Source organism: Micromonospora sp. (assembly GCF_048594385.1).
GTDB lineage: Bacteria > Actinomycetota > Actinomycetes > Mycobacteriales > Micromonosporaceae > Micromonospora > Micromonospora wenchangensis.
Genome location: NZ_JBMDWU010000546.1, coordinates 1 through 10934, shown reverse-complemented (window position 1 = coordinate 10934; position 10934 = coordinate 1). Strand labels below are relative to the sequence as shown.

The window sequence follows — 10934 nt, the reverse complement described above, 5'->3', positions numbered from 1 at the left end:
CCCGGTGACGTGGAACGCGCCGTCGTCGGACCAGTGGCCGTAACCGGCCCACAGCCGGGCCGTCTCCACCAGCAGTTCCAGCCCGGTGTCGGCGAGGAACTCCTGGTCCCCGGTGGCCGTGACGTAGCGCAGCACCGCGTCGGCGATGTCGGCGTTGACGTGCAGGGCGGCGGTGCCGGCCGGCCAGTAGCCGGAGCACTCCCGGCCGCCGATGGTCCGCCAGGGGAAGGTGGCCCCGGTGAGCCGCAGCTCGGCGGCCCGCTCCCGGGCCTGCGGCAGGTGGGCGTGCCGCCAGCGCAGCGCGCCCCGGGCCACCCCGGGCAGCAGGTACGTCAGCACCGGCAGCACGTAGCTCTCGGTGTCCCACAGCACGTGCCCGTCGTAGCCGTTGCCGGTGAGTCCCTTCGCCGCGATGGTCCGGTCGCCGTCGACCCGGCCCGCCTGGAGCAGGTGGAACACCGAGAACCGGACGGCCTGCTGGAGTTCGGGGTCGCCGTCGATCTCCACGTCGGCGGTGCGCCACCGCTCGTCGAGGGTGGCCCGCTGGTCGGCCAGCAACGCGTCGAACCCGTACCGGTGGGCGGCGTCGGCCTCGGCGGTGACCAGGTCGGCCAGCTCGTCGGGGGTGTCGCCGTCGACCGGGGCGCACTCGTACGCGGCGTACTTGGTCAGTCGGAGCCGCTGCCCGGGGGCGAGCCGCCCTTCGAGGGTCGTGCGCAGCCGGTCCGGGGTGTGGTCGTCGCCGTCGGTGAACCCCGCCGGCACGTCCGTCGCGTGGGTCACCGCCACGGCGACCCGTTGGGCGCTGCGGTCGGTGCGGTGCACCAGCACGCCCCGGTGGCCGTCGGGGCGGTGCAGCTCCGCGTCGAGCGGGTCGTGCACGACCGAGGCGGCCCGGGGGTCGTCGGCGCGTTCGGGCACCCGCTCGTTGGCGAGCACGTCCGAGCAGACCCGGATCTCGACCGGCCGGTCGTCGAGCGGTTCGACCTCGTAGCGGACGGCGGCCACGGCGTGCCGGGGCAGGGAGACCAGCCGGGTGCTGCGGACCCGCACCCCGTGCCCGGCCGGTGAGATCCACTCGGTGCACCGGCGTACCACGCCGGCCCGCAGGTCGAGGGTGCGCTCGTGGGCGCGGACGGTCCCGGTGCGCAGGTCGAGGGGTTCGCCGGCCACCCAGAGCCGGATCAGGGCGGCGTTGGGCGCGCTGATCACGGTGTCGCTCTCCTGCGGGAAGGCGTACCCGTCCTCGGGGTAGCTCTGTCGCCGCCGTTCGTGGAACCCGTTGAGGTAGCTGCCCGGCATGCCGTAGGGCTGGCCCTCGTCGAGGGTTCCCCGCCAGCCCACCCAGCCGTTGGACAGGGCGAACACCGACTCGGTCTCGCCGAGCCGGTCCAGGTCGGTGGCGGTCCGCCGGATCTGCCAGGTCTCGTCCATCTGCACGGCGGGGAGGTACCCGGTGGTGGTGGGCGGCCAATCGCAGGGACCGCTGTGAACTCGCTGTGACGGGGGTGGGGATCCGTCCCGACATCGCGCACCATGCGACCGGTCCACCCGGTTCCTGCACCTCGATGGGCCTAAAAGAGGTATGACACTTTGGTGAGGTGAGCAATGATCCAGATGATTACCACAGACATTCCCGATATCAGCGAGGAGTGGTACCGCGACGTCGTCGACGTGGCCGATGCTGCCCCGGCCCCGGCGCAGTGGTTCGCGGTGCACTTCACCGAGGCGGTGATCCTGCTGCTCGGCCTGATGGTGGTGGCCGTCGCCGTGCCCCGGCTGCGTCGTGCCGACCCGTGGGGCCGGGCCCTCGCCCTGGTCGCGCCGGCCACCGTCGTCCTGGCGTACGGGTGCAGCGAGCTGCTCAAGTCGCTGATCGACGAGGAGCGGCCCTGCCGGGGCGCGGTCACCATCCTGGCCGCACCCTGCCCGCCGACCGGCGACTGGTCCTTCCCGAGCAACCACGCCACGATCGCCGGGGCGCTGGCCACCGCCGTGCTACTGCTGTCCCCCCGGTGGGGTCTGCTGGCCGCCCCGCTGGCGCTACTCGCCGCGTTCTCCCGGGTCTTCGTGGGCGTGCACTACCCGCACGACGTCCTCGCCGGCCTGCTGCTCGGCCTGGCGGTGACCCTGCTGGTGAGCCTCCCGGCGGCCCGGTTCCTCGCCGAACTGCTGCGCCGGCACTCCGGCCCGGCCACCCGGGAGGTCGACCAGGGTCAGCGGGTCGGCTGAGCCCGCTCAGCCGGTCAGCAGGAGCGTCGCGCAGGTGCCGGCGACCAGGAACGGCCCGAACGGCAGGTGGCTCGACCACCCGACCCGGCGGCTGGCCAGCAGCACCACCCCGACCAGCGCCGACAACAGGAAGGTCAGCACCAGCCCGGTCACCACCGCCCCCCACCCCTGCCAGCCGAGCAACGCCCCCACCCCGAGCGCCAGTTTGGCATCGCCGAGGCCGAAGCCCCGCCGGCCGAGCAGCAGTGTGGTGGTGGCGAAGGCCAGGCCGAGCGCCACCCCGGCGGTCACCGCCCGCAGCCACGCCCCGGCACCCGCCCCGGTCACCGCCGCCACCCCGAGCAACGCCCAGGTGCCGACGGCGGCGGGCCAGGTGAGCCGGTCCGGCAGCCGGTGCACCGCCAGGTCCACCAGCACGAGCGGGACGGCGCAGCCGAGCCACCAGGCCAACGCGGCCCGTTCGGCCACCGCGCCGTCGACCAGCGCCAGCACCGCCACGGCCACCACCAGCAGCGCCTCGACCGCGAACGGCGCGGCACCGACCCGGCCCGCGCAGACCGGGCAGCGGGCCGTCGGCCCGAGCGCCGGCAGCGGCCGGTCCAGCCCGACCGGCGCGCCGCAGCCGTCGCACCCGGCCCGGTCGGCCACCCCCGGGGGTACGGCGTACCGGAAGACCGCGAGCCGCAGCACCGGTACGACCGCCAGCATCCCGGCCAGCCGCCGAACGACAGACACGGAGCGTGACGTCCGGGCGGGGTCGACGTAACGGTCCGATATCAGCTCGGCGTCCCCAGTGGAGACCTGAGCGCCCGCCACCCCGTCGGGCATTTCCGGGGCATCGACGGCTGCCTTCGGGGAGCGGATCGGACCAGCCCGTTCGACCCGCCCCCCATCCTCCGGCGACGCAGGCGGTTCGCCGATCGGGCCGATCCCTTCGGCGGGTACCGGCCCGCGATCGGCGGGCACCGGTGACACCGGTCGGACACCCTGGACATCGCCCACCTTCGGTCACTCCTGCCCATCACGGTGAGTGCTCGGATGAATTGCCTCTGTTGCATCGGCGCACGTCAGCCTATGCTCGCCCCTTGAGTACGACGCAACCCCGAGCAGCCGCGTCGGACGCCACAACCACCCATTCGCACAAGATCCACACAGGTAAATGCCGCAGCACCCGGAATTGTCCGATCGACATCATCCCGGAGTACCGCCGCATGCCCGGAGGCCGCCACGACCGTCGCCACCGGGCGCCACCGAGGAGGGCACGGCAATGCGTACAGGGCGATCCCGCCACTGGACCAGCTGCCTGGTCGTCGTCGTGGTGGCCGCCCTCGCCGGCTGCGCCGACCCCCCGGAGACGACCTCCGCCCCCGCCACCCGACCGGCCAGCGACGACCGCCCGCCCACCGAGGCGGAGCAGGCCGCCGAGCGGGCCGCGCTGGCCGCGTACGCCGGATATCTGGAAGCCTCCCGGGAGGCGAGCCGCGACAGCGACCCCCGCCATCCGAAGCTGACCCGGTACCTGGGCGACCCGCTGCTCACCCGGGTCCGGGTGGCGATCGACGACGCCCGCCGACACGGCGCGGTCCGCACCGGGACCCTGACCTCGCAGCCCTCCGTCACCTCGGTCAGCCTCGACGGCGACCCCCCGACCGTGGAGATCCAGGACTGCCTGGACGCCACCGGATACCGGCTGGTCTACCGCAAGGACAACCGGGTGGTGCCCGGCTCGGCCGGCACCCGGCACCTGGCGACCGCCACCGCGACCCGATACCCGGACGGCCGCTGGCTGATCAACTCCGGTGCCGCCCACGAGGACCAGCCATGTTGACCCGGGAAGGAACGCCCGTGCCGACCCACTCCGCCACCGTGTCCCCCACCGTCCCGGACCACCCGACCCCGGCCGGCCGCCGCCCGCTCCGGCAGTTCGTCGGCGTGCCCCGTCGGGTGCTCGCCGGTCTGCTGCTGGCCGTGCTGGTGGCCGTGGCCGCGCCACCCGCCCCGGTGCAGGCCGCCGGCCCGGGGGTGGAGTGCCCGCCGGGCCAGAACGACTGCAGCGTCTGGGACGACGACCCCGGCACCCCCGGCGACCCGGGCGGTGGCACCGGACCGGGCAGCCCGAACAGCCCCGGCGCGGCCCCGAAGTGCCAGTGGAACGGCAAGCCGCTGCCCTGCTACAACCCGAACCTCGGCTGGTTCGACAACTCCAGCGGCTGCTACTACAAGGTCGCCGAGCCGCAGGAGGAGGCCCCCGAGGGCCAGGTGTGGTACGTCCAGACCTGCAACGGCGGTGACCTGGGCGCGCAGTCGATGGTGCTGCTCGACGGGCCGCCGCCCGGGTTCGGCACCCCGCCCGACCCGGAGGAACTGGCCCGCCGGGCGCTCGCCTCGATCAGCCTGCTGCCGCCCCGGGCGTCGGTCGCCCCCCGGCGCAGCCTCGGCCCCGGCCTGGTCGGTCTGCCGGTCTGGATGTGGGCCAGCAGCGGCCGGAACTACTTCGGCCCGCTCCGCGCCTCGGCCAGCGACCGGGGTCTCACCGTACGGATCACCGCGCAGGTCCAGCGGATCGTGTGGGACATGGGCAACGGTAAGAAAATCACCTGCAAGGGTCCCGGTACGCCCTACAAGGCGACCGGTCCGAACGCCGGCAAGAAGTCGCCGACCTGCGGCTACGACGGCTACCCCAAGGTCGACAACTACCGGGTCAGCGCCACCACGTTCTGGAACGTGCACTGGGTCGGCGGTGGCCGCAGCGGCGACATCGCGCAGACCCGTACCAGCGGCGTGGTCGACATCCAGATCAAGGAACTCCAGGTGGTGACCCGATGAGCGCCCGTGCCGAGCTGATCTTGCGAGACCCGCAGTCGCGAACGGAGATGCACCAGTGAGTCTGGCCACCCGCGATGGAGTTCCGGTGGATGCGCCGATCGCCCCGCCCAGGGTGGTCCGGCAGCGCCGTACCCGGCCCGGCCTGCTCGGGCTCGCCGTGCTGCTGATCGCGTTGGGTGGCCTCGGGGCGGCCTTCGCGGTCACCTCGGTGCGGGCCACCGGCAGCTACCTGGCCATCGCCCGCCCGGTCGAGGTGGGTCGCATCCTGACCGCCGACGACCTGGTCAGCGTGCAGGTCTCCGGGGGCGCCGGGCTGTCCCCGGTGCCGGCGAAGAAGCGCGACGAGGTGGTCGGCAAGCGGGCCGCCGTGTCGCTGGTCCCCGGGTCACTGCTCACCATGGCGCAGCTCACCGACGCCCCGCTGCTCGGCCAGGGTCAGCAGCAGATCGCGCTGGGCCTGGAGCCGAGCAGGGTGCCGGCCCGCAAGCTGCACCCCGGTGACAAGGTGCTGCTGGTCAGCACCCCGGACGAGGACTCCGACAACTCGCCGTCGTCCACCCGGTTCACCGCCACGGTGATCGACACCCTCACCCCGGAGAACGACGACGTGGTGATCTACCTGGCGCTCGCCGTCCGGGACGTCCCGGCGGTGGTGGTGCTGGCCGCGCAGGAGCGGATCGCCGTCGTGCTGACCGAGGCGGCCTGACCATGGCCATCATCGCGCTGGTCTCGGCGAAGGGATCACCCGGCGTCACCACCACGGCGCTGGCCTGCACCCTGAGCTGGCACCGGCGGCTGGTGCTCGCCGAGTGCGACCCGGCCGGCGGCTCGGTGCTCGCCGGTTACCTGGGCGGTCAGCTCGACGGGCCACGCGGCATCGGCGAACTGGCCGTGGGCGAGCTGCGCGACGGCAGCCTGGAGTCGACGTTCTGGTCGCAACTTGTCGACCTGGACGCGCCGAGGCGGGAGCGGCTGCTGCTGCCCGGCGTGGTGGACCCGGCGCAGGCCGGCAGCGTCGCCCCGCTGTGGCAACGGTTCGCCGACTTCTTCCGCACCCTGGAGAAGGGCCGTCCCGGCTACGACGTGATCGTCGACTGTGGACGCCTCCAGGTCTTCGGGCCGCCCTGGCCGCTGCTGCGCGCCGCCGACGTGGTGCTGCTGGTGACCCGGGCGCAGCTCCCCGGGCTCTCCGGCACCCGGTCGATGATCCGGGCCATCGAACGGGACTTCACCCACCACCGGGTGCCCCCGGGCACGCTGCGGCTGGTGGTGGTCGGCGACGGGCACGGCAAGGCCGAGATCGGCAAGGCGTTGGGGGTGCCGGTGATCGCCCGGTTGCCGGAGGACCCGCGTACCGCGCAGGCGCTCAGCTTCGGCGGCACGGTCCGCGCCGGACGGCCGCTGATGCGCGCGGCGGCCGGGTTGGAGGCCCCGGTACGGGAGATCCTGGAGCAACGGCGGGCCCGGTTGGCCTGGCCGGCCCCGGCGCAGGGGGTGCCGGATGCGGTTTGAACCGGTCTCCCACGACCCGCGCACCCCGCCGCCGGGGGTCACCTCGACGATGCCGCCGCTGGCCCCGGTGAACGGCCGGCACCACGCCACCGCCCCGGCGACGCCACCGACCGCCGCCCCGCAGACGCCCCCGCCGGCCGCGCCACCCCGGCCGAAGGTCGACTTCGCGGTGGTCCGCGAGCTGCGCCGGGAGCTGAGCGAACGACTCACCCAGTGGCAGCGCGGCCGGGAGTTCGACGCCGACGCCGAGGAGGTCGAGCGGGCCCGGCTCGCCGTCGCCGTGGTCTCCGGCTACGCCGACGCGGTACGCCGGGCCGGTACCCCGCTCAGCGCCGACGAGGAACGGACCCTGCTCGACCAGGTGACCGCCGAACTGGTCGGGCTGGGCCGGCTACAGACCCTGCTGGTCGACGACACCATCGAGGAGGTGCACATCCTCGGCTGCGACCAGGTGCGCATCACCCGGCACGGCGGCGGCGTCGACTGGGGTGAACCGATCGCCGACAGCGACGACGAACTGGTGGAGATCCTCCAGGCGGCGGCCCGGCGGGCCGGGGCCACCGAGCGGTCACTGTCCACCTCGAAGCCGACGCTGGACCTGCAACTGCCCGACGGCAGCCGGTTGGCGGCGGTGTTCCTGGTCAGCCACCGCCCCTACGCGGTGATCCGTAAGCACAACACGCTCGACGTCAGCCTCGACGACCTGGCCGGCAGCCGCCCCGACCTGGACGAGATGATCGACCCGCTGCTGCGCGACTTCCTCCGGGCGTCCATGCGGGCCGGGTTGAACATCATGGTCGCCGGGCTGGCCGGGGCCGGCAAGACCACGGTCATCCGGGCGCTGATGGACGAGATCCCGCCCGACGAGCCGTACGTGCTGCTGGAGGAGAGCCGGGAGCTGCTGCCGGCCCGGCGCGGGGACAAGCACCGGGCGGTGATGAGCTTCGAGTCCCGGGAAGGGCACGGCGAACGCGGCCTGGACGGTCGACCCGCCGGTGAGGTGAGCATCGCCGACCTGATCCCGGTGTCGCTGCGGATGGGCGTGCTGCGGATCATCGTCGGTGAGGTCCGGTCCCGGGAGATCGTGCCGATGCTCCAGGCGATGACCACCAGCCGTGGGTCGATGTGCACCATCCACGCCCGTACCCCCGCCGGGGTGAGCGAGCGGATCATCGAGCTGGCCCTGGCGCACGGCCGGGAGATGACCGTCGACCAGGCCCGCCGGATGGCCGGCAACGCCCTCGACCTGATCGTGTACGTCACCGTCGAGGACGAGACCGCGATCGGCGGACGCAAGCACCGGTTCGTCTCGCACGTGGAGGAGGTGATCGGGGTAGGCGACGCCAACCGGATCACCACCACCACCGTCTTCGGGCCCGGCCCCGACGGTCGGGCCATTCCCCGCCACCTGCCGGAACGGGTCCGTGGTCAACTGCTGCGGGTCGGCTACGACGCCCGGCTGCTGTCCCGTTTCATCGAGGCCGGCGCGGGCGCGTGGCGTCGTCCCCGGCACAGCCACCTCGCCCCGGCGGTGCGCCGATGAGCACCATCGAACTGCTCGCGGTGGTCTCCGGCGCGGCCTGCGTCGGCGGGATCGTGCTGGCCGTGGTGGCGCTGTTCGGCACCACCAAACCGACCCGGCCGGCGCGCAGTTCGACCACCGGGCTGCGCCGGCTCTGGCTCGGCTCCGGCACCAACCGGCGGGACCAGCGGGCGCACCAGATGACGTTGGGCGCGGCGGCGGTGGCGGGCGCGCTGGCGTTCCTGCTGACCGGGTTGCCGGTGGTGGGGCTGATCGTGGCGGTGGCGGTGCCGGGGGTGCCCTGGCTGTTCGCGGTGGGCCGGGCCGAGGAGCGGGCGATCACCCGGATCGAGGCGGTCGGCGAGTGGACCCGTCGGCTCAAGGACGTCTCCAACACCGGGCAGGGCCTCCAGCAGGCGATCGTCACCACCATCGCCACCGTCCCGGAGGAGATCCAGGAGGAGGTACGGCTGCTCGCCGCCCGCCTCCAGGCCGGCTGGACGGCCCGGTCCGCCCTGCTGGCGTTCGCCGACGAGATCGGTGACCCGGTCTGCGACCAGGTGGTCGCCGCGCTGATCCTGCACCTGACCGACCGGGGTGAACGCCTCGGCGACGTGCTCGGCTCCATCGCGTCGGCCGCCTCCGCCGAGGTGGCCACCCGGCGCGAGGTGGAGGCCAAGCGCACCCAGCCCCGGTTCGCGGTCCGCTTCCTCACCGGGATGACCCTGGCCGTGCTGGCGTACGGGCTGGTCAACACCGAGTACGTCAGGCCGTACGGGACGTTCTTCGGCCAGGTGCTGATGGCGGTGCTCGCCACGGCGTTCATCGCCCTGCTGGCCTGGGTACGCGCGATGAGCCAACCCCCGCCGCCGCCCCGGTTCCTGCCCAGGCCCGACCCGGCGGAGGTGATCGCGTGACGCTCAACTGGCAGCTCACCATCGCGGTGCTGGGCGGGGCGGCCATCGGGCTCGGCCTGTTCCTGCTGGTCCGGGAGGCTTTGCCGGCCTCCCCGGCGCTCGGCCCGGCGCTACGCCGGCTGCACCAGCCGGCGGGCACCGCCGTCGCCGCCGGCCGCGGGCCGGACTGGGTGGGGGGCTTCGCCCGCTGGCTGCGCCCGCCGCACCGCCAGCTCGCCCTGCTCGACCAGACCCCCGAGCAGTACACGATGTCGATCCTGCTCTCCGCCCTGGTCGGGTTGGCCACCCCGACGGTGGCGGGGGCGCTGCTCTTCCTGGCCGGGGTGAGCATGCCGGTGGTCGTACCGGTGCTGGGCAGTCTGGGGTTGGCGCTGTTCTGCGCGCTGCTCGCGCACCGGTCGGTGCTGGCCAAGGCGGACACCGCCCGGGAGGAGTTCCGCGCGGCGGTCTGCACCTACCTGGACCTGGTGGCGTTGCAGTTGTCGGCGGCGCACGGCCCGGTGCAGTCGCTGGAACGCGCGGCGGCGGTCTGCGACGGCTGGGTCTTCGCCCGCATCCGCGAGTCGCTGCGGATCGCCCAGATGCAGATGCACTCGCCCTGGGACGAGTTGCAGGAGCTGGCCGAGAAGATCGGCATTCCGGAGCTGGGTGACGTCGGGGCGATCATGCGGTCCTCCGGCAGCGAGGGCGCCCAGGTGCACGAGACGCTGCGCAGCCGCGCCGAGTCGCTCCGGGACCAGATCCGCACCGACAACCTGGCCCGCGCCGAGGGCGTCACCAGCCGGCTGGACATTCCCGGCTCTCTGCTGGTCTTCGTGCTGCTGGCGTTCATCCTCTATCCGTTCCTCGCCCGCATGTGAGCAACCGACCCCTGAGAAGGAGCCCCGCCATGCACCTCGTCACGTTCCTCTACGTCGCCACAGTGACCCGGCTGGCCGAGCTACGCCGCGAGGCGGAGCGGGGCGACAGCCCGGTCCCGACCGCCGTGATCATCGCCGGCCTGGTCACCGCCGGGATCGCCGTCACCATTCTGGTGAAGGCGAAGGCCGAGGACTGGATCAACGGCATCCCGAGCAAGTGACCCGCATCCCCCCGGCCCTCTCGTGCCGGGACCGGACGGCCCCCACCGCCCGGTCCCGGTGCGCACCCCTGCGCGCACCCGACCCCGGACATGCCGTGTCGGGCCGGCTTCGTGCCGCCGGCCGGGCCGCCCGTCGCCGGCTCACCGCCGGGGGTACGGACCGGGGGGCCAACCCCGTGGAACTTGCCGTGGTGATGCCGGCAGTGCTGGTGCTGCTCTTCGGCTCCATCCAGATCGCCGCCTGGTTCGTGGCCCGGTCGACGGCGATGCACGCCGCCCAGAGCGGGGTGAACGCGCAACGGGTCCTGGAGGCGCCGGCCGGGGCGGGTGAGGCCCGCGCCAAGCACTTCCTCGGTGCCGCCGGGGACTGGCTGGTCGGCGCGAAGACCACCTGCGCCACCACCGCGACCGAGGTGACCTGCACGGTCACCGGCAAATCCCTGAGCGTCATCCCGGCCGTCCGGTTCGACGTCCGGCAGACCGCCCACGGCACCGTCGAACGGTGGACGAACCCGTGACCGGCCACCCGCCCCCGCGCACCGGGCGACCCTGGCGTGACCTGCTGACCCGGCCCGCCCGGGGGAAGCGGGCCGTCGCCCACGCCCCGCGGTCCGGCTGCCCCGCCGAGACGGTCGTGCACGCCGCCGGGCGCACCCCGGGCGACGTGCCGGTGGACCGTGCTGCGGGGCGTACCCGGGGATCGGTGTCGGTGGAGGTGGCGGTGCTGGCCCCGGCGTTCCTGGCGCTGCTGATGCTGGCCGGGGTGGCCGGTCGGGTCGCGGTCGCCGACGAGGCGGTGGAGGCGGCGGCCCACGACGCCGCGCGGGCCGCCTCGATCGCCCGC

Annotated in this window: 12 protein-coding genes and 1 pseudogene; 11 read left to right on the top strand and 2 right to left on the bottom strand. The window is 73.9% G+C overall.

The genetic code is table 11. The features are described from left to right. A pseudogene (locus tag ACOJTC_RS29130) lies at window positions 1-1434 on the bottom strand (family 65 glycosyl hydrolase); the annotation flags it as partial. A 183-nt stretch (window positions 1435-1617) separates the two neighbouring features. On the opposite strand from ACOJTC_RS29130, the gene ACOJTC_RS29125 reads away from it, so the two are divergent. Continuing rightward, window positions 1618-2232, top strand: coding sequence for a phosphatase PAP2 family protein (locus ACOJTC_RS29125; protein WP_363649956.1), 615 nt, complete (start codon window positions 1618-1620; stop codon window positions 2230-2232). A gap of 6 nt (window positions 2233-2238) precedes the next feature. Here ACOJTC_RS29125 and ACOJTC_RS29120 read toward each other — a convergent pair whose 3' ends face one another. Beyond that, on the bottom strand, window positions 2239-2940 hold the full coding sequence (locus tag ACOJTC_RS29120) for a prepilin peptidase (RefSeq protein WP_420119287.1): 702 nt from the start codon (window positions 2938-2940) through the stop codon (window positions 2239-2241). A gap of 559 nt (window positions 2941-3499) precedes the next feature. Between ACOJTC_RS29120 and ACOJTC_RS29115 the strand changes: the two genes are divergently transcribed. The 10 genes from ACOJTC_RS29115 to ACOJTC_RS29070 form a co-directional block, all read left to right on the top strand. Then, the gene (locus ACOJTC_RS29115) at window positions 3500-4060 is read left to right on the top strand and encodes a hypothetical protein (RefSeq protein WP_420119286.1); all 561 of its coding nucleotides are present in this window, start codon (window positions 3500-3502) and stop codon (window positions 4058-4060) included. Between the two features lie 17 nt (window positions 4061-4077). After that, window positions 4078-5058 carry a hypothetical protein gene (locus ACOJTC_RS29110; protein ID WP_420119285.1) on the top strand — a complete coding sequence of 327 codons (981 nt, stop codon included), beginning with the start codon at window positions 4078-4080 and terminating at the stop codon, window positions 5056-5058. Window positions 5059-5113: 55 nt separating this feature from the next. Then, the gene (locus tag ACOJTC_RS29105; RefSeq protein ID WP_204925665.1) at window positions 5114-5764 is read left to right on the top strand and encodes an SAF domain-containing protein; all 651 of its coding nucleotides are present in this window, start codon (window positions 5114-5116) and stop codon (window positions 5762-5764) included. A 2-nt stretch (window positions 5765-5766) separates the two neighbouring features. Beyond that, window positions 5767-6570: an AAA family ATPase gene (locus ACOJTC_RS29100; protein ID WP_357925206.1), complete on the top strand. Its 804-nt coding sequence runs from the start codon at window positions 5767-5769 to the stop codon at window positions 6568-6570. Then, entirely contained in the window at window positions 6560-8113 is a 1554-nt protein-coding gene (locus tag ACOJTC_RS29095; protein ID WP_420119284.1) for a CpaF family protein, read from the top strand. Before ACOJTC_RS29100 ends, ACOJTC_RS29095 begins: the two co-directional genes overlap by 11 nt. Then, a complete protein-coding gene (locus ACOJTC_RS29090; protein WP_420119283.1) occupies window positions 8110-9009 on the top strand; it encodes a type II secretion system F family protein in 900 nt (299 codons plus the stop codon). The genes ACOJTC_RS29095 and ACOJTC_RS29090 overlap by 4 nt, the downstream gene beginning before the upstream one ends. Further along, window positions 9006-9869, top strand: coding sequence for a type II secretion system F family protein (locus tag ACOJTC_RS29085; RefSeq protein WP_420119282.1), 864 nt, complete (start codon window positions 9006-9008; stop codon window positions 9867-9869). The genes ACOJTC_RS29090 and ACOJTC_RS29085 overlap by 4 nt, the downstream gene beginning before the upstream one ends. A 29-nt stretch (window positions 9870-9898) precedes the next feature. After that, the gene (locus tag ACOJTC_RS29080) at window positions 9899-10090 is read left to right on the top strand and encodes a hypothetical protein (RefSeq protein ID WP_420119281.1); all 192 of its coding nucleotides are present in this window, start codon (window positions 9899-9901) and stop codon (window positions 10088-10090) included. A gap of 95 nt (window positions 10091-10185) precedes the next feature. Further along, window positions 10186-10608, top strand: a complete 423-nt coding sequence (locus ACOJTC_RS29075; protein ID WP_420119280.1) for a TadE family protein — start codon at window positions 10186-10188, stop codon at window positions 10606-10608. Continuing rightward, window positions 10593-10934: TadE/TadG family type IV pilus assembly protein (locus tag ACOJTC_RS29070; protein WP_420119279.1), on the top strand; the 342-nt coding region annotated here is incomplete at its 3' end. The genes ACOJTC_RS29075 and ACOJTC_RS29070, both read left to right, overlap by 16 nt.